Origin of the sequence: Pseudomonas sp. CFBP 8758 (assembly GCF_014841725.1) — a bacterium.
In the GTDB taxonomy this organism is placed as follows: Bacteria; Pseudomonadota; Gammaproteobacteria; order Pseudomonadales; family Pseudomonadaceae; genus Aquipseudomonas; species Aquipseudomonas baltica.
In genome coordinates, this window is the sequence record NZ_JACYUK010000002.1 from 79,100 (window position 1) to 97,301 (window position 18,202).

Annotated in this window: 17 protein-coding genes; 11 read left to right on the top strand and 6 right to left on the bottom strand. The window is 61.5% G+C overall.

Features of this window, described 5'->3' with window-relative positions; genetic code table 11:
• Positions 1 to 121: 121 nt before the first annotated feature.
• The 4 genes from IFT75_RS04140 (at position 122) to IFT75_RS04155 (ending at position 4,468) form a co-directional block, all read left to right on the top strand.
• Complete coding sequence (locus IFT75_RS04140; protein WP_122479603.1) at positions 122 to 1,027, top strand: carbohydrate ABC transporter permease; 906 nt, start codon at positions 122 to 124, stop codon at positions 1,025 to 1,027.
• 5 nt (positions 1,028 to 1,032) lie between these two features.
• Positions 1,033 to 1,869 (top strand): carbohydrate ABC transporter permease, encoded by an 837-nt coding sequence (locus tag IFT75_RS04145; RefSeq protein ID WP_163007624.1) that lies wholly within the window; start codon positions 1,033 to 1,035, stop codon positions 1,867 to 1,869.
• Between the two features lie 4 nt (positions 1,870 to 1,873).
• A complete protein-coding gene (locus IFT75_RS04150; protein WP_192053514.1) occupies positions 1,874 to 3,034 on the top strand; it encodes an ABC transporter ATP-binding protein in 1,161 nt (386 codons plus the stop codon).
• A gap of 129 nt (positions 3,035 to 3,163) precedes the next feature.
• Positions 3,164 to 4,468, top strand: a complete 1,305-nt coding sequence (locus IFT75_RS04155) for a carbohydrate porin (protein WP_244652354.1) — start codon at positions 3,164 to 3,166, stop codon at positions 4,466 to 4,468.
• A 305-nt stretch (positions 4,469 to 4,773) separates the two neighbouring features.
• On the opposite strand, the gene hexR is transcribed toward IFT75_RS04155, so the two are convergent.
• A complete protein-coding gene (hexR, locus tag IFT75_RS04160) occupies positions 4,774 to 5,634 on the bottom strand; it encodes a DNA-binding transcriptional regulator HexR (RefSeq protein WP_185794215.1) in 861 nt (286 codons plus the stop codon).
• Positions 5,635 to 5,847: 213 nt separating this feature from the next.
• Between hexR and zwf the strand changes: the two genes are divergently transcribed.
• The 3 genes from zwf to IFT75_RS04175 are packed head-to-tail and all read left to right on the top strand — an operon-like array spanning position 5,848 to position 8,700.
• Positions 5,848 to 7,317 carry a glucose-6-phosphate dehydrogenase gene (zwf, locus tag IFT75_RS04165; RefSeq protein WP_122479598.1) on the top strand — a complete coding sequence of 490 codons (1,470 nt, stop codon included), beginning with the start codon at positions 5,848 to 5,850 and terminating at the stop codon, positions 7,315 to 7,317.
• Entirely contained in the window at positions 7,304 to 8,017 is a 714-nt protein-coding gene (pgl, locus tag IFT75_RS04170; protein WP_192053518.1) for a 6-phosphogluconolactonase, read from the top strand. The genes zwf and pgl overlap by 14 nt, the downstream gene beginning before the upstream one ends.
• Positions 8,014 to 8,700 (top strand): bifunctional 4-hydroxy-2-oxoglutarate aldolase/2-dehydro-3-deoxy-phosphogluconate aldolase, encoded by a 687-nt coding sequence (locus IFT75_RS04175; RefSeq protein WP_185794099.1) that lies wholly within the window; start codon positions 8,014 to 8,016, stop codon positions 8,698 to 8,700. The genes pgl and IFT75_RS04175 overlap by 4 nt, the downstream gene beginning before the upstream one ends.
• Before the next feature lie 87 nt (positions 8,701 to 8,787).
• Here the strand turns inward: IFT75_RS04175 and IFT75_RS04180 are convergent, their stop codons facing one another.
• Entirely contained in the window at positions 8,788 to 9,030 is a 243-nt protein-coding gene (locus IFT75_RS04180) for a DUF3820 family protein (protein ID WP_090356375.1), read from the bottom strand.
• 230 nt (positions 9,031 to 9,260) lie between these two features.
• Between IFT75_RS04180 and IFT75_RS04185 the strand changes: the two genes are divergently transcribed.
• Positions 9,261 to 9,719: a ferritin-like domain-containing protein gene (locus tag IFT75_RS04185; protein WP_122479594.1), complete on the top strand. Its 459-nt coding sequence runs from the start codon at positions 9,261 to 9,263 to the stop codon at positions 9,717 to 9,719.
• Between the two features lie 60 nt (positions 9,720 to 9,779).
• On the opposite strand, the gene IFT75_RS04190 is transcribed toward IFT75_RS04185, so the two are convergent.
• Both IFT75_RS04190 and IFT75_RS04195 read right to left on the bottom strand, forming a co-directional pair.
• Positions 9,780 to 12,875 carry a multidrug efflux RND transporter permease subunit gene (locus IFT75_RS04190; RefSeq protein WP_192053520.1) on the bottom strand — a complete coding sequence of 1,032 codons (3,096 nt, stop codon included), beginning with the start codon at positions 12,873 to 12,875 and terminating at the stop codon, positions 9,780 to 9,782.
• Positions 12,872 to 14,023, bottom strand: a complete 1,152-nt coding sequence (locus IFT75_RS04195) for an efflux RND transporter periplasmic adaptor subunit (RefSeq protein WP_192053522.1) — start codon at positions 14,021 to 14,023, stop codon at positions 12,872 to 12,874. The genes IFT75_RS04190 and IFT75_RS04195 overlap by 4 nt, the downstream gene beginning before the upstream one ends.
• Positions 14,024 to 14,298: 275 nt before the next feature.
• Between IFT75_RS04195 and IFT75_RS04200 the strand changes: the two genes are divergently transcribed.
• Positions 14,299 to 14,589, top strand: a complete 291-nt coding sequence (locus IFT75_RS04200; RefSeq protein WP_192053524.1) for a hypothetical protein — start codon at positions 14,299 to 14,301, stop codon at positions 14,587 to 14,589.
• A gap of 2 nt (positions 14,590 to 14,591) precedes the next feature.
• Here the strand turns inward: IFT75_RS04200 and IFT75_RS04205 are convergent, their stop codons facing one another.
• Together IFT75_RS04205 and IFT75_RS04210 are read right to left on the bottom strand one after the other, a co-directional pair.
• On the bottom strand, positions 14,592 to 14,906 hold the full coding sequence (locus tag IFT75_RS04205) for a hypothetical protein (RefSeq protein WP_122479590.1): 315 nt from the start codon (positions 14,904 to 14,906) through the stop codon (positions 14,592 to 14,594).
• Between the two features lie 93 nt (positions 14,907 to 14,999).
• Complete coding sequence (locus tag IFT75_RS04210) at positions 15,000 to 15,899, bottom strand: chemotaxis protein (RefSeq protein WP_192053526.1); 900 nt, start codon at positions 15,897 to 15,899, stop codon at positions 15,000 to 15,002.
• Positions 15,900 to 16,185: 286 nt separating this feature from the next.
• Between IFT75_RS04210 and IFT75_RS04215 the strand changes: the two genes are divergently transcribed.
• Together IFT75_RS04215 and cyoA are read left to right on the top strand one after the other, a co-directional pair.
• A complete protein-coding gene (locus IFT75_RS04215) occupies positions 16,186 to 16,692 on the top strand; it encodes a disulfide bond formation protein B (RefSeq protein WP_122479588.1) in 507 nt (168 codons plus the stop codon).
• Between the two features lie 571 nt (positions 16,693 to 17,263).
• Positions 17,264 to 18,199 carry a ubiquinol oxidase subunit II gene (gene cyoA / locus IFT75_RS04220; RefSeq protein ID WP_122479587.1) on the top strand — a complete coding sequence of 312 codons (936 nt, stop codon included), beginning with the start codon at positions 17,264 to 17,266 and terminating at the stop codon, positions 18,197 to 18,199.
• The last annotated feature ends 3 nt before the right edge of the window (positions 18,200 to 18,202 follow it).

The following is an 18,202-nucleotide window of genomic DNA, read 5'->3' on the forward strand; positions in this document are numbered from 1 at the left end:
AGCCCTGTAGCACCGGCGCAAGCCGGGTCCCGATCGCCGCCGTTGCATCATGCATTCGCGGCGCTGCCGGACGCGGCTTGCGCCGCTGCTACACACTATCCAACGAAGCGGACATCTCAACATGAGCTCAACTGCTGTCATGCGCAGGGCTTCGCCCCTGGACGCCCTGCAGCGCTGGCTGCCCAAGCTGGTGCTGGCACCGAGCATGCTGATCGTGCTGGTCGGCTTCTACGGCTACATCCTGTGGACCCTGGTGCTGTCCTTCACCACTTCAAGCTTCATGCCCAACTACAAGTGGGCGGGCCTTGCGCAGTACGCGCGGCTGATGGACAACGATCGCTGGTGGGTCGCGAGCAAGAACCTCGCGGTCTTCGGTGGCCTGTTCATTTTCATCAGCCTGGTGCTGGGGGTATTCCTGGCAGTGCTGCTGGACCAGCGCATTCGCCGCGAAGGCTTCCTGCGCACCATCTACCTGTATCCCATGGCGCTGTCGATGATCGTCACCGGTACGGCCTGGAAGTGGCTGCTCAACCCGGGCATGGGCCTGGACAAACTGCTGCGCGACTGGGGCTGGGAAGGCTTTCGCCTGGACTGGCTGGTTGACCAGGACCGGGTGGTCTACTGCCTGGTGATCGCGGCTGTGTGGCAGGCCTCGGGCTTCGTCATGGCGCTGTTCCTGGCCGGCCTGCGTGGCGTCGACCAGTCGATCATTCGCGCCGCCCAGGTGGACGGCGCCAGCCTGCCCACCATCTACCTGCGCATCGTCCTGCCGAGCCTGCGTCCGGTGTTTTTCAGCGCCTTCATGATTCTTGCGCACATCGCCATCAAGAGCTTCGACCTGGTAGCTGCGATGACGGCGGGAGGGCCGGGCTACTCGTCGGACCTTCCCGCGATGTTCATGTACGCCTTCACCTTCAGCCGGGGCCAGATGGGGCAGGGGTCGGCCAGCGCCATGCTGATGCTCGGCGCGATCCTGGCCATCCTGGTGCCCTACCTGTACTCCGAACTGCGGGGCAAACGTCAATGAACCCTATGACCGGCAAACCGGCCCTGACCTTCAGTCGCGTGGCGATCTACGCCGTGCTGCTGCTGGCCGCGGCCATCTACCTGGTGCCGCTGGTGGTGATGCTGCTGACCAGCTTCAAGACACCCGACGACATCCGCACCGGCAACCTGCTGAGCCTGCCGGAAGTGTTCACTGCCATCGGCTGGGTCAAGGCCTGGGGTTCGGTGGGTGGGTACTTCTGGAACTCGGTGATGATCACCGTTCCTGCCGTGCTGATCTCCACCTTCATCGGTGCCATGAACGGCTATGTGCTGTCGATGTGGAAGTTTCGCGGCTCGCAACTGTTCTTCGGCCTGCTGCTGTTCGGCTGCTTCCTGCCGTTCCAGACCGTGCTGTTGCCGGCGTCATTCACCCTGGGCAAGTTCGGCCTGGCCAACACCACCACCGGGCTGGTGCTGGTGCACGTGGTGTATGGGCTGGCATTCACCACGCTGTTCTTCCGCAACTATTACGTAAGCGTGCCGGACGCACTGGTCAAGGCCGCACGCCTGGATGGTGCCGGGTTCTTCACCATCTTCGGCAAGATCCTGCTGCCCATGTCGATCCCGATCGTCATGGTCTGCCTGATCTGGCAGTTCACCCAGATCTGGAACGACTTCCTGTTCGGCGTGGTGTTCGCCAGCGGCGATGCACAGCCGATCACCGTGGCATTGAACAACCTGGTCAACACCAGTACCGGGGTCAAGGAATACAACGTGGACATGGCAGCGGCAATGATCGCCGGCCTGCCGACGCTGTTGGTCTACATCTTCGCTGGCAAGTATTTCCTGCGCGGGCTCACGGCCGGCGCGGTCAAGGGGTAGCAACATGGCAACGCTGGAACTGCGCAACGTAATCAAGACCTACGGCAGCGGCTTGCCGGACACGCTGAAGAACATCGAGCTTTCGATCGACTCAGGGGAATTCCTGATCCTGGTGGGGCCGTCGGGCTGTGGCAAGTCGACCCTGATGAACTGCATTGCAGGCCTGGAGAACATCTCCGGCGGGGCGATCCTGGTCGACGGCGAAGACATCAGCGGCATGAGCCCCAAGGACCGGGACATTGCCATGGTGTTCCAGAGCTACGCGCTGTATCCGACCATGACGGTGCGCGAGAACATCTGCTTCGGCCTGAAGATCCGCAAGATGCCCCAGGCTTCGATCGACGAAGAAGTAGCGCGGGTGGCCAAGCTGCTGCAGATCGAGCATCTGCTCGAACGCAAGCCCGGCCAGCTCTCCGGTGGCCAGCAGCAGCGCGTGGCGATGGGGCGCGCACTGGCGCGGCGGCCCAAGATCTACCTGTTCGACGAGCCGCTGTCCAACCTCGACGCCAAGCTGCGGGTGGAGATGCGCACCGAGATCAAGTTGATGCATCAGCGCCTGAAGACCACCACGGTCTACGTGACCCACGACCAGATCGAGGCCATGACCCTGGGTGACAAGGTGGCGGTGATGAAGGACGGCATCATCCAGCAGTTCGGCACGCCGCAGCAGATCTACAACGATCCGGCCAACCTGTTCGTGGCCAGCTTCATCGGCTCGCCGCCGATGAACTTCATTCCGCTGCGCCTGACCCGCCAGGACGGTCGCCTGATGGCGCTGCTCGACAGCGGCCAGGCGCGTTGCGAACTGCCGCTGGGCATCGCCGACGCGGGGCTGGAGGATCGCGAGATCATCCTCGGCATCCGCCCCGAGCAGATCGCCCTGGCCAGCGAGCAGGTCACGGGTTTGCCCACCCTGCGTGCCGAAGTGCAGATCACCGAGCCGACCGGGCCGGACACGCTGGTGTTCGTCACCGTGAACCAGACCAAGGTGTGCTGCCGCATGGCGCCGGATGCTGCGCCGGCCATAGGCGCCACCTTGAACCTGCTGCTGGACCCGAGCAAGGTCCTGATTTTCGATGCGGCCAGCGGTGCGCGCCTCGGCGCCACGCGAACCGCGCAGGAAGCTGCACCCTTGGGCAACGTGACCCAGTTCAAAGGACGCTGAATAGCGATATCGGCGGGCGGCCTGTCGCCTGCCATTGGCAAGACTGTACAACACGTCAATAACAATAAAAGAGGAAGAGGGATGAACAGCAGACTTATCACTAAACCCAGACTGATCGGCCAGTTGTCGATGCTCGGCGCCTTGAGTCTGGCCGGCAGCGTGCATGCCGCTGGGGCTTTTACCGAAGAGTCGCCGTGGATGACCGGTGACTGGGGTGGGGCCCGTACGGAGTTGCTGGAAAAGGGCTACGATTTTTCGCTGGAATACGTAGGGGAAGTTGGCAGCAATCTCGACGGTGGCTACAACGACGACACCACCGCACGCTACAGCGACCAGTTCGCCTTGGGCGTGAAGATGGACCTGGAAAAGATTCTGGGGTGGAAGGATGCGGAGTTCAAGCTGGCCATCACCGAGCGTAGCGGCCGCAACATCTCCAATGACCGGATCGGCGACCCGCGTGCGGGCACCCTGAGTTCATCCCAGGAAGTCTGGGGCAGGGGCCAGACCTGGCGGCTTACCCAGATGTGGTACAAGCAGGGTTATTTCGACGACAAGCTCAACGTCAAGATCGGCCGCTTCGGCCCTGGCGAAGACTTCAACAGCTTCCCGTGCGACTTCCAGAACCTGGCGTTCTGCGGTTCGCAGGTCGGCAACTGGGTGGGCAACATCTGGTACAACTGGCCGGTCAGCCAGTGGGCGTTGCGTATCAAGTACAACATCACCCCGGAAGTGTATGCGCAGGTGGGCGTGTTCGAGCAGAACCCCTCGTACCTGGAAACCGGTAACGGCTTCAAGCTCAGCGGCAGCGGCACCAAGGGCATGATCCTGCCGGTTGAACTGGTATGGACGCCCAAGCTCAACGACCTGCCGGGCGAGTATCGCCTGGGCTACTACTACAGCACGGCCAAGGCCGACGATGTGTATGAAGATGGCAATGGCCAGGCGGCTGCGGTTTCCGGCGCCAGCTACAAGTCCCACAGCAGCAAGCACGGCGCCTGGATCGTCGCCCAGCAACAGTTGACCAGTCACAACGGCAGCGCCGCGCGTGGCCTGAGCATCTTCGCCAACGCCACCGTGCACGACAAGGACACCAACTTCGTCGACAACTATCAGCAGATCGGCCTGACCTACATGGGGCCCTTCGACGCCCGGCCCAAGGACGACATCGGTGTGGGCATCGCGCGCATCCACGTCAACGAAGACGTGCGCAAGAATCGCCGCCTGGTCAATGATCTGAACAACATCGAAGACTACGACAATCCGTCATACCTGCCGATCCAGGACACCGAGTACAACGCCGAGATCTACTACGGCTTCCACGTGACCAACTGGCTGACGGTGCGGCCCAACGTGCAGTACATCAAACATCCTGGCGGCGTGAACCAGGTGGATGACGCACTGGTGGCCGGGTTGAAGATCCAGTCCAAGTTCTGATTTGTGGTGTGCGCTTTCCGGGCGACTCAGGTCGCCCTTTTTTTCGAGCCAGTAACGGGCTCACCGTAGGAGCGGTCATCGGCCGCGAATGCTGCCCCGCGGTGAAACTGGCACACCGCGGTGTTCTTTTCGCGGCCGCTGACCGCTCCTACGTGGGATCAGGGGCTTATTCATCCCATTTACCTGCGGTTTGACCGTAGGAGCGGTCATCGGCCGCGAAAGGCTCGCTGCGGTGAATCTGATCCACCGCAGCGTTTTTTTGCGGCCACTGACCGCGCCTGCAGATCCATGTCCTTTGCCTGCATTCAGTCCAGGCCATCCCCAGCCGGGTAGCGACTCACGTTCAGGCTTTCCTTGATCTTCCTCAGGTGCGGCTGGAAATCCACGCCGCGCCGTAGCGTCATGCCCGTGGCCAACACATCGAGCACAGTCAATTGCACGATGCGCGATGTCATCGGCATGTAGATATCCGTGTCTTCAGGCAGGGGTATGTTCAGGCTTACGCTGCTGGCCTTGGCCAAGGGCGAGCCTGCTGCCGTGAGCCCCAGCACCGATGCACCGTTTTCCCGTGCCAGGCGGGCGACTTCCACCAGTTCGCGCGTGCGCCCGGTGTAGGAGATGATCACGAACAGCTCGCCGGTATGGGCAACCGACGCCAGCATTCGCTGCATGAGGACATCGGCATGGGCCGACACCGCCAGGTTGAAGCGAAAGAACTTGTGTTGGGCATCGAGCGCCACCGGCGCCGACGCGCCGAGGCCGAAGAAGTGGATCTGGCGTGCCTGGATCAACATGTCCACGGCGCGGCTGACCAGCGCCGGATCGAGTTGCTGGCAGGCGCTGTCCAACGAAGCGATGGCACTGCCGAAAATCTTCTGGGTATAGGCCGCCGGGTCGTCGTCGGCTTCTACCGCGCGACTGACGTAGGCGGCGCCACTGGCCAGGCTTTGCGCCAGTTGCAGCTTGAGCTCGGGGTAGCCGCTGACGCCGAAGGAACGACAGAAGCGGTTCACCGTCGGCTCGCTGACCTTGGCGGCCTGCGCCAGAGCGGCAATACTGAAGCGGGTCGCCTGCTGCGGATTGAGCAGAATGACCTCGGCCACCTTGCGCTCGGCCTTGTTCAGCTCATCGAGGCGGCTCTGGATCTGTTCCAGAAGATTTCGCACACGGTCCATGGTATGTCCTTGGGTCTACTGCAGCGCCAGCGAGCATGTCTGGCCAGGCTGTCTTCACGGGTGGCTTATCCTACTGGGGGGCGCAGTGCGCCACCACCCGTATCTGTCTGAATGGGTAAATGTTGTGGTTATTACTACATTCTGCCTTGAATCGTCCCCTGAAAAAGGGTATTTCTACGTCAACTTGATAGAAGAACAAACATCATGCCCTCAATGACCGCAGGATCATGCACCTTTGCTCTTTTTGGCGCCCTGGGCGACCTGGCATTGCGCAAGCTGTTTCCGGCTCTATATCAACTCGATCGCGCGCAGTTGCTGCACGCCGATACACGCATTCTCGCCCTGGCCCGCGAGCCCGGCGACGAAGCCCATCACCTGGGTGTCATCGAGGCAGGGTTGCGCAAGTTCGTTTCCGACGCCCAGCTCGAGCCCGACGCGGTGCAGCGTTTTCTGGCGCGGCTGAGCTATGTGCACGTGGACTTTCTGGATGCCGACACCTACGTCGCACTGGCCGAGAAAGTCGGTGACGCCGAACAATTGATCGCCTACTTCGCCACACCGGCGGCGGTCTACGGCGCCATCTGCGAAAACCTGCACAAGGTCGGCCTGACCGCGCGTACCCGCGCCGTGCTGGAAAAGCCTATCGGCCACGACCTGGAATCCTCGCGCCGGGTCAACGATGCCGTCGCGCAGTACTTCCCGGAAAATCGGGTCTACCGAATCGACCACTACCTGGGCAAGGAGACGGTGCAGAACCTCATTGCCCTGCGCTTCGCCAACAGCCTGTTCGAAACCCAGTGGAACCAGAACTACATTTCCCACGTTGAGATCACCGTCGCGGAAAAAGTGGGTATCGAAGGGCGCTGGGGCTACTTCGACCAGGCCGGCCAGCTGCGCGACATGATCCAGAATCACCTGCTGCAGCTGCTCTGCCTGATCGCCATGGACCCACCGGCCGACCTGTCCGCCGACAGCATTCGCGATGAGAAGGTCAAGGTGCTCAAGGCGCTCGCGCCATTCACCGCCGACGGCTTGACCCAGCAGGTCGTGCGTGGCCAGTACATCGCGGGCTACAGCGAAGGCCGTCCGGTGCCGGGTTATCTGGAAGAAGAAAACTCCAACACCCAGAGCGATACCGAGACCTTCGTCGCGCTGCGTGCCGATATCCGCAACTGGCGCTGGGCCGGCGTGCCGTTCTACCTGCGCACCGGCAAGCGCATGCCACAGAAGCTGTCGCAGATCGTCATCCACTTCAAGGAACCGCCGCACTATATCTTCGCGCCCGAGCAGCGCCTGCAGATCAGCAACAAGCTGATCATCCGCCTGCAACCGGACGAAGGTATATCGCTGCGCGTGATGACCAAGGAGCAAGGCCTGGACAAGGGCATGCAACTGCGCAGCGGGCCGCTGCAACTGAATTTCTCCGACACCTATCGCAGTGCGCGCATTCCAGATGCGTACGAGCGATTGCTGTTGGAGGTGATGCAGGGCAATCAGAACCTGTTTGTCCGTAAAGATGAAATCGAATATGCGTGGACATGGTGTGATCAGCTCATCGCCGGCTGGAAGAAATCCGGCGATGCTCCCAAGCCGTACGCGGCAGGTTCATGGGGGCCGATGAGCTCGATTGCCCTGATCACACGCGATGGGAGATCCTGGTATGGCGATATCTGATTTGCAGTTCCCCGAGGGGGTCAAGGTTCACGATTGCGTGAGCGCACCGTTGCTGGCCGAAGCCCTGGCCGGCAAGGTCGCCGAGCAACTGCGCCAAGCGATCGAGCGCCAGAACGTGGCAACCCTGGTGGTTTCCGGCGGGCGCAGCCCGGTGGCTTTCCTGGAGTGCCTGGCGCGTCAGAGCCTGGACTGGTCACAGGTAGTGATCTCCCTGGCCGACGAGCGTTGGGTGCCCATCGAGCACGCCGACAGCAATGCCGGCCTGCTCAAGCGCCACCTGCTGGTAGGCGCGGTCGAGCAGGCACGCTTCGTCAGCCTGTACCACACCACGTCCAGCCAGGAGGAGGCCGCCGCAGTCGCCGATGACCTGCTCGGCCAATTGCCGCCGATCGACGTGCTGGTACTGGGCATGGGCGATGACGGGCACACCGCTTCGTTGTTTCCCGATAGCCCCAACCTTGAACAGGCTCTGGCGCTGGACAGCGAGCGCCGCTGCTGGCCCATGCTGGCGCCGAGCGTACCGCATCAACGCCTGAGCATGAGCCGTGCGTTGCTGGCCTCGGCCCGCTTCAAAGTGCTGTCGGTGCAGGGCGAAAGCAAGTTGACCACGCTGCGCACTGCACTGGCCGGCGACGACGTGGCGCAGATGCCTATCCGCGCCTTCCTGCACTCCGCGCTGGATATCTACTGGTGTCAATGAATCAAGGAACCGCCGCTATGATCACCACCGAACAGCAGCAACGCATGGTCGACAAGGTTGCCCGGATCGACGCCCTGGCGGCGCGTGCGCGAATTCTGCCGGTCATCACCATTGCCCGTGAAGAAGACATTCTGCCCCTGGCCGATGCCTTGGCGGCCGGGGGGCTGACCGTACTGGAAGTGACCCTGCGCTCGGCACTCGGGCTCAGGGCCATCCAGGTGCTGCGCGAGCAACGCCCGGAGCTGCTGGTCGGCGCTGGCACGGTGCTGACCCGCGAAATGCTCGCCGCAACCGAGCAGGCCGGCTCGCAGTTCACCGTCACCCCCGGCGTGACCCAGGACATGCTCGAGGCCGGTGTGGAAAGCTCGTTGCCGTTGCTGCCGGGCATCAGCAGCCCGTCCGAACTGATGATGGGTTACGCGCTGGGCTATCGCCGCTTCAAGCTGTTCCCGGCCGAGGTGAGCGGTGGCGTGGCTGCCATCAAGGCGCTCGGCGGGCCCTTCCCGGAAGTGCGCTTCTGCCCGACTGGCGGCGTCGGCCCGGGCAACATCAACAGCTACATGGCTCAATCCAATGTGATGTGCGTGGGCGGCTCGTGGATGCTCGACAGCCAGTGGATTGAAAACCGCGATTGGGCACGCATTCAGGAGTGCAGCGCGCAGGCGCTGGCTCTGCTCGACTGATTCGACTTCGTTAGGCGCTTCACGGTTGTCTTTCAGTGCGCTCGGTCGGCGCACTTTTTTTTGCCTGAAAGAAAGTTGCCAGACGGTTCAGCGCCCATCGGCGATGCGCGGCTTGCCATGCTTGACCCGCAGCGGATCGAGCAGGTCGGACAGGCCGTTGTGATCGATTTCCTGCATCAGCGCCAGCAGGCCGCCCAGTTCCCCCTTGGGGAAGCCTTCGCGGGCGAACCAGTTGAGGTAATGCCCCGGCAGGTCGGCGATTACCCGGCCCTTGTACTTGCCGAAGGGCATTGCAAACGTCACTAGCGATTCGAGTTTTTCGGGGTTCATGACTGAATATTCACAAGGGTGTGGGTCTGCGAGAACGGCTTGGCGCAAGGTTACATGCATTCTGCACGGTGCCAAAGCCGCCGATCATGCATAAAGACAGCTTCGAAAAGTCGCAGGCTACGTTAACTCTTTGATATAGATGGTTTTTGTTTGCTGTAGAAGCTGGCACGAAGGCTGCTGTATGGACAGCATCCCAACGCGGTTTCCGATTTCCACAGGAATTCAAAAAGATGAATGATTCTGCCAAGACGGTTGTTTCCATCCTGAACAAGCTTATCGAGACCTGTAAGGACGGCGAGGAAGGCTTCAAGACCTGTGCCGAAGACATCAAGAACCCGGAACTCAAGGCGTTGTTCACCAAGCATTCCCAGGAATGCGCCGAAGCGGCCGGTGAACTGCAAGCCGAGGTCATTGCACTGGGCGGCACTCCGGAAGACTCCACCAGCGTGAGCGGTGACCTGCATCGTCGCTGGGTCGACGTCAAATCGATCTTCACCGGCAAGGATGAAGAAGCGGTGCTGAACGAAGCCGAGCGCGGCGAAGATGTGGCTTTGAAAGCTTACAAGGAAGCCTTGACCGAGGCGCTCCCGGCCAACATCTTCACCATCGTCGAGCGTCAGCTTGCCGGTGTGCAGCGCAACCATGATCAGGTCAAAGCCCTGCGCAACATCGCTCGCGCCAGCAGCTGAGCAGTCACGCTGTCGCTGTAAAGAAAACGCCCGCATCGGGCGTTTTTTGTTGGTCGATGTTCAGTGGCTGGCCGGCAATGCCGGTGTTCTGGAACCGTCGGTGCGATGGAGCAGCCGCTCCAGTTGCAGATAGATCACAGGGGTGGTGAACAGCGTCAGCATTTGGCTGATCAGCAGTCCCCCCACCACGGCGATGCCCAGTGGCTGGCGCAGTTCGGCACCGGCGCCATAGCCGAACATCAGGGGTAGTGCGCCCAGCAGTGCGGCCAGTGTGGTCATGATGATCGGGCGGAAGCGCGTCAGGCAGGCTTTGTGAATCGCTTCACGGGCGTCCAGCCCTTCGCTGCGCTGCGCATGCAGGGCGAAGTCGATCATCAGAATGCCGTTCTTCTTGACGATCCCGATCAGCAAGACCAGGCCGATCAAGCCCATGATGGAAAAATCCTGTCCCCATAGCCATAGCAGCAACAAGGCACCCAGCCCAGCCGATGGCAGGGTCGAGATGATGGTCAGCGGGTGAACGAAGCTTTCGTACAGCACGCCGAGAATGATGTAGACCGCCACCAGTGCGGCCAGAATCAGCCAGGGCTGGCTGGCCAGCGAACTCTGGAAAGCCTGGGCAGCGCCCTGGAAGCTGCCGGCGATAGAGGCGGGCATGGCCAATTCGGCTTGCGTGCGTTCGAGCAAACCGACGGCCTCGCCCAAGGCCACGCCGGGCGCCAGATTGAACGACAGGTTGGCCGCCGGAAACAGGCCATCGTGGCTGATCGACAGCGGGCCCTGAGTGGGTGCCTCGACCTTGGCCACGGCCGACAGCGGCACCATTTCGTTGGTCAGGGGCGAGCGCAGGTAGAAGTACTGCAGACTCTGCGCCTTGCCGCGCTGATCGGCCTTGAGTTCCAGAATGACCTTGTACTGGTTGGTTTCGGTCTGGAATTCGTTGATCTGGCGCTGACCGAATGCATCGTACAGCGCCTGGTCGATGTCGCTGGTGGTCAGGCCGAAACGCGAAGCTGCCACCCGATCGATGCTGATGTGGGTCACGCTGCCACCCAGCTGCAGGTCGTTGGACAGGTCGCGAAAGGCCGGGTTGGCACGCAGTCGTTCGGTCAGGCGTTCGGTCCACAGGTTCAGGCTCGGCCCGTCGTTGCTCTTGAGCACGTACTGGTATTGGCTGCGACTGGGGCCGGCGCTCAAATTGATGTCCTGTCCGGCGCGCAGGTACAGCACCACGCCAGGCACCTGGGCGAGCTGGGGCCGCAAGCGGTCGATGAACGCACTGGCCGAGACGTCGCGTTCGCTCTGTTCCTTGAGGCCGATCCAGAATCGCCCGGTGGCGATGGTCTGGTTGCTGCCGGTTACGCCCACGGCGTGGGAATAGGCCCTGACCGCCGGATCTGCGCCGACGATACGGGCCAGGGCAAGGTGTTTTTCCTGCATGTCTTTGTAGGAAATGTCTGCGGCTGCTTCGGTCGTGCCGAGAACGAAGCCGGTGTCCTGCACCGGGAAAAACCCCTTGGGGATGAGCACGTAGCCCGCCACCGACAAGGCGACGGTCAAGCCGAACACGGCCAGGGTGACGCGCTGGTGAGCCAGTGCGCGGATCAGACCTTTGTCGTACCAGGCCAGCAGGCGCTCACTGAAGCCCGCGCGTGTGGCGTGTGCGGGGCGGCGCATGAACAGCGCGCATAGCGTCGGTGCCAGGGTCAGGGAAACCACCACCGAAATGAGGATGGTAGAGGTTGCCGTCAGCGCGAATTCCTTGAACAGGCGCCCGACCACGCCGCCCATGAACAGCAGTGGAATGAATGCAGCAATCAGCGAAAAGCTGATCGACACTACCGTGAAGCTGATCTCGCTGGCGCCCTTGATCGCCGCTTCACGCATGCCATCGCCAGCCTCCAGATGGCGATGGATGTTCTCCACCACCACGATCGCATCGTCGACCACGAAACCGACACTGATGACGATGGCCACCAAGGTCAGGTTGTTCAGGCTGAAACCCATGAGGTACATGGCGGCGAACGTTGCGATCAGCGAAACGCCCAGCACACTGGAAACGATCAGCGTGGCCGACAACTGGCGCAGGAACAGGGCCATGACGGCCACCACCAGCAGCACGGCGATCAGCAGCGTCAGCTCCACTTCGTGCAGTGATGCACGGATGGTCTGGGTGCGGTCGTTGAGTACGGTGACATCCACGCTTGCCGGCAGCATCTCCTGCAGGCGTGGCATGGCGGCCAGTATGCGGTCGACCGTGTCGACGATGTTCGCACCGGGCTGGCGGAAGATCGTCAGGTTCAAGCCTGGCTGATCACCTGACCAGGATTGCACATAGGCGTTCTCCGCACCCTTGATCACGGTCGCGACGTCCTTGAGTTGTACCGGTGCGCCATTACGGTAGGCCACCACCAGCTGCGCGTACTCATGAGCCTCGAAGAGCTGGTCGTTGGTGGCCAATGTGGACACACTGGTGTCACCGTACAGAGCACCCTTGGCCAGGTTCAGGCTGGTCTGCTGGATGGCACCGCGCAGGTCGGCAAGCGTCAGCTCCAGCGCTGCGAGGCGCTCTGGGGCTGCCTGCACACGGATCGCCGGGCGTTGCTGGCCGGTGATGTAGACCTGGCCAACGCCCTCGATCTGGCTCAGTTGCCTGGCCAGCAGGGTTTCGGTGTAGTCGCTCAACACGTGGGTGGGCATCTGCGCCGAACTCACGCTGAGGATCAGCACCGGGCTGTCTCCCGGATTGACCTTGCGCCAGGTCGGCAGGTTGGGCATGTCCTGCGGCAAGCGTCCGGCTGCCGTGTTGATCGCCGCCTGGACCTCCTGGGCGGCGGTGTCGATGCTTTTGCTCAGGCTGAACTGCAGGATCAGGTTGGTCGAGCCCAGGGCGCTGCTGGAGGTCATCTGGGTCATGCCGGGAATGGCGCTGAACTGCACCTCCAGCGGCGTGGCCACCGAAGACGCCATGGTCTGTGGACTGGCGCCGGGCAGTTGCGCGTTGACCTGGATGGTCGGAAAGTCCGCTTCGGGCAGTGGCGCGATCGCCAGCCGGGTGAAAGCCAGGCCACCGAGCAACACCAGCGCCAGGGTCAACAGCACGGTGGCCACCGGATGGTCGATGCACCAGGCGCTGATCGAGCGCCCGGTGCTCATCGCAAGGTCGCTGCGTTGTCCACCGTTGGCTCGAGCACCTGTACGCGGGCTCCCGGCCTCAACCGCGATTGCCCGTCACTGACCAGCACATCGCCCGCAGCAACGCCGTCTATCAAGCTTTGGGTCGACGTCTGGTAGCGCACCTGCACCGGCACCTGCTCGACTTTGGCGTCTGTCACGCGGTACACATAATGGCCTTCGATACCGCGCTGCACTACGGGCAACGGCACCACCAGAGCGTTGCGTTCGACGCCGACCTGCAAGCCGACACTGACCAGTTGGCCTGGCCACAAGGTGTGTCGGCCGTTGTGAAACTCGGCCTTGGCGCGGATGGTTCCGGTGCTTGCGGCAATCTGATTGTCGAGCAGCGTCAGGTGACCCTCACCCACCAGCTTGCCCGTTTCGGTATCGCCATCGAGGTAGGCGCGCACCACTGCCGGCTGCGGCCGGTCGAGCAAGGACTGCAACGTCGCCAGCTCCTGCTGGGGGAGCGAGAATTCCACTGCGATGGGGTCGATCTGGGTCACTGTGAACAAGCCTTCGGCATCGCTGACACGCAGGAAGTTGCCCGGATCCACACGGCGGATACCGACCCGACCGGTCACCGGAGAGTGAATCTGGGTGTAGGACAACTGCACTTGAGCGGCAGCGATGGCGGCGTGATTGCCTTGCAAGGTCGCGGTGAGCTGGTCGAACAGGGCCTGTTGTTCGTCGAGCAACTGGCGCGAAATACCATTGTCGCGACTCAGATCCTTGTAGCGGCGCAGATTGACCCCTGCCACCTGCAACTGCGCCTGGCTCTGGCTGGCTTGCGCCCGCGCCTGAGCAAGGCTGGCGCGAATGGCACGATCGTCGATGCTGGCCAGCGCGTCACCCTTGTTCACCCATTGGCCTTCCTTCACGGCGACCTGCGCCAGAACCCCATCGACCTGCGCGCGCACGGTCACGCTGTGCAGCGAAAGCACCGAGCCGATACCGGTGAGATAACGCGGCACATCGGCCTGCACCACGGTGACTACACGCACCGGGATGGGCATTGCCGGCACTGGCTTGTTCGCTGCAGTGCGATCGAGCAGCAGCCAGGCCGCGCCTGACACGACGACAAGCAGCAAGCCTGCCAGTAACAGCGGTCGGATGGCTATGCGCATGCGTATCGGACACCGGCAGGGGGAAGAGCTGGCAGTTTGACCTTAGTCGCGTTGCCTTGCCAAGCCCAAGCCCCGGCGTGATTGGTCGTGCGCAGGCCACGCCTGCCGCGGGCTCCTGATTCGGAAGGGAAAAAATCGTTCCGCTTCGCTGGAAATACACCAACAGTATCTATCGGGCTTTTCCTACGAGTTGCGCTGAATAGACCTATAGCGCCGCCCAGTTGATCACCAGAGACTTTCTTCCTTACAACAAGTCGATAAATGAAGGAAGGCCAGTGATCGTTATGGACTGTGTGAAGTATGGCAAAGGATTGCTGCTGGCGAGTCTGATTCCCGTGATGCTGGCGTTGCTGTACGTCAGCACGCTGCCGGCGGCGATCAAATGCTGTGCATTTCAACTGGCCCTCGCCCTGGGCATGCTGTTGTTGCTGTCGACACGCGTGCCGTGGGTAAGGGTGCTGGTGGTCGCCTCGTTCATGCTCAAGTTCGCGGCCCTGGAGGCCCTCGACGAGAAAGCTGGCAACGTGCCGTTCATCAGTATTCTCTACGCATTCATTTTGCTGTGACGCTACTTGCCCTGTACCGAATCCCACGGGGTCACGAACGCCTTGCGGCTCTGTTTTTGGTACAGGCAGAGTTCTGCGCCAGGCTGGTTCTTCATGTGCGCCTGCGGGTAGCGGCCTTGAATGAGCACTGCGGTATAGCCCACGCGGTCTTCGAACTCGGCGGGAGCGCTGGCCACTCGGGCCTGTTTCAACGTGGTGGCTTTCAGGCAGGTGCTGGCGACGCGCTTGTCGTGTTCCGCCCACGCCTGGTCGGTCGATGCCATCGCGTGGGTGGTGAAGCCGCCGAGTGCGAGCAACAGGGTCAGGTAGGTTTTCATGGTCGTGGTTCCTGCGCCTTGTGAACAGGCAGCCATTATGCCCAACTGATGTTCATATGCGTACCTGGACGCCTGCGCCAGGCCCCGGCTGTTTCAGTGTGCCTGGTCCGCGACGAAACGCGCCGCGGTGATCAGGCAGCCGGTGAGTTCCGGAGAGGAAAACTTGGTCAGCACCGCGTTGGCACCGGCCAGGCGCGCCTTCTCGCTGTTCATCGTGCTGTCCAGCGAGGTGTGCAGCAGGACGTAGAGGTCCTTGAAGTCCGGTGTATCACGCAGCGTGCGGGTCAGCGCATAGCCGTCCATTTCCGACATCTCGATATCCGACACCAACACATTGATCTGCGCATCGGTACCCTGCAGCTCCAGCAGGCAATCGATCGCCTCGCGGGCGCTGCGCGCAGTGCGGCATTCGATGCCCAGTGTGCGCAGGGTTATGAGCGACTGCTGCAGTGCCACATGGCTGTCGTCCACGACCAGGATCCTGGCGTTGGCAAGGCAGCGCGCGTCGCCATCGCTCAAGCGTTGAGGGTCGCCCTGCAGTCGCGCCGGGGCGATACCGTGGATGACTTTCTCGATATCCAGCACCTGCACCAAGGCACCGTCCACCTGGGTAACGCCGGTGATGAACGACTTGGTACCCGAGCCGTAGGGCGGCGGACGAATATCGGTGCTCAGGCAATGGACGATGCGGCTGACAGCCTGTACGTGCAGGCCCTGCTTGGAGCGGCTGACGTCGGTGACGATCAGGCAACCGCCGGAAGGGTCGAGCAATGGCTGTTCACCGATCGCTCGGCTCAGGTCGATGACGGACAGCGCCTGGCCACGCAGGGTTGCCACGCCCTTGACGTGCGGGTGCGCTTCGGGAAGCCGGGTCAGGGCAGGGCAGGGGATGATCTCGCTGACCTTGAGCAGGTTGATGGCCATCAACTTGCCGCTGCGCAAGGTGAACAGCAACAGCGAAAGGGAGTCTGCGCGGGCGTTCTGGGATGCCATGTGAACCTTCTTGATGAAACCGATGCAGGGCCGTGAACAGTCGGCCCATCGAGTGCGTTGCCTATGTATCGACTCGGCGTGCGCAGGCTTTAACGCGATCGTCGACAGGCTGCGAGCAGGGTCTTAACGCCGGTTTAATCGACAAGGCATAACTGTAGCGAGGTTGGCGGAAATCTCCGGTTACATCGTATTTCCGGATTTTTCCTACAGTCGTCCGCGCGAGTCAGCGTGTAGACTGGCGCCCATCGAAAACCCGCCCGTTTTGGCCTGTGAAGGGAAAGCTGCAATGAACGAAGTCAACTTGCGCCTGAACCGCGAACGCCGTTTCCTGGTGCTGCTGGGAGTGATCTGCCTGGCCCTGATCGGCGGCGCGCTGTACATGCAGATCGTGCTGGGCGAGGCGCCATGCCCGCTGTGCATCCTGCAACGTTACGCCCTGTTGTTCATTGCCCTGTTCGCGTTCATCGGCGCGGCCATGCGCGGCCGTACCGGCGTGACCCTGTGCGAAGGGCTGGTGGTGCTCAGTGCGCTGGGTGGTATCGCAGCCGCCGGGCGCCATGCGTGGGTGCTGGCCAATCCAGCGGTCAGCTGCGGCCTCGACACGTTGCAACCCATCGTCGACGGTCTGCCCCTGGCCAATCTGATGCCCAGCGTGTTCCAGGTTCAGGGGTTCTGCTCCACGCCCTATCCACCGGTGCTGGGCCTGTCGCTGGCGCAATGGGCGCTGGTAGCTTTCGTGATGACGGCTATTCTTGTACCACTGGGCATCTATCGCAATCGCACTCGCCGCTGAGTATTCCAGCACGCACGCCCGGTCATTATTCGTGCCGGAATCCGATTCCCCGTTGATGGGGTAAAGGCGCGAATGTGGCAACGTGTCGCCCTTGAGTTTGCAAAAGCCTCGTAATTACGGGCCTTTGCAAGGGTTGGCCGGGGTGCGACATCGTGTCGCAAGGCTTTGAAAGTGCGTCGGATTGTTGCATAATTTGGAAATACCTGTTGCCGGATTAGTCGTAGTCAATGGGTAATAGGCTCACTACAATCGCGGAAATTTCAGTGGGTCAGTGCCTCAAAAAGGGCAGGTCAGGTGGTCGCATGCACCAATGACAGGCACTTTTCGTACCGTTGGCACTGCCTGGCTGAACCCTTGCGTGGTCCGTGCACTCAAGGGAAGGAGTATGCAGCCCTTCGGCTGCGCACGTCATGACAGCTGCACCGCTCCAGACCGGTCTTGTCATCCCGCAGCAACTGCGAGCCTGGCATGTCCGTATTCAATCCCGATATAAATGCTGGCGCTTGGCAGGTCGAAGTGTTGGCTACCAAAACACAATTGCATTGAAGCAAGCTGCTCTAGAGGTCGTGAGATGAGTAAAAAGCGTTACCCCAGACTGTTTGGCATACTGCCCTTTTTAGGCATGCTTTTTCTCGGCGGGTGCAAGTGGACCCTGATCGACTCGAAAGGGCAGGTGGGCATCGACGAACGCAACCTGATCTACATCGCCACCGGGCTGATGTTGCTGGTGGTGATCCCGGTCATCGTCATGGCGCTCGCGTTCGCCTGGAAGTACCGTGCCTCGAACAAGGAAGCGACCTACACGCCTGAATGGGCGCACTCCACCAAGATCGAACTGGTGGTATGGGGCATCCCGCTGCTGATCATCATCGCGCTGGGTTACGTGACCTATGTGTCGACTCATCACCTGGACCCCTACCGTCCGCTGGAATCCGAGCACAAGCCGGTGACCATCCAGGTCGTGGCGCTGGACTGGAAGTGGCTGTTCATCTATCCGGAACAAGGCATCGCCACGGTCAACAAGATCGTCTTCCCGGCGAATGTACCGGTCAACTTCCGCATCACTTCCGACTCGGTCATGAACTCGTTCTTCATTCCGCAGCTTGGCGGCCAGATCTACGCGATGGCCGGCATGCAGACGCAGCTGCACCTGATCGCCAATGAAAATGGCGAGTTCGACGGCATTTCCGCGAACTACAGTGGTGCAGGCTTCACCGGCATGAAGTTCAAAGCAGTCGCTACGACCCAGGCCGATTTCGATGCATGGGTCAGTGAAGTGAAGAGCGCGCCTAAGCAGCTCGATGCAGCTACCTACGAAGCGCTGGCCAAACCTAGCGAGAAAAACCCGGTCGAGCTGTATTCCTCGTACGTTCCGAACCTGTTCCAGACCATCATCGACAAGTATGAAGGGATGAACCCAGGCAAAGGCGTCAGCCACGAGGGGAAACAGGCCTCGAACGAAGGGATGGACATGGGCAAGAATTCAGCTGCTGGGGCAGAGGAGTAAAAG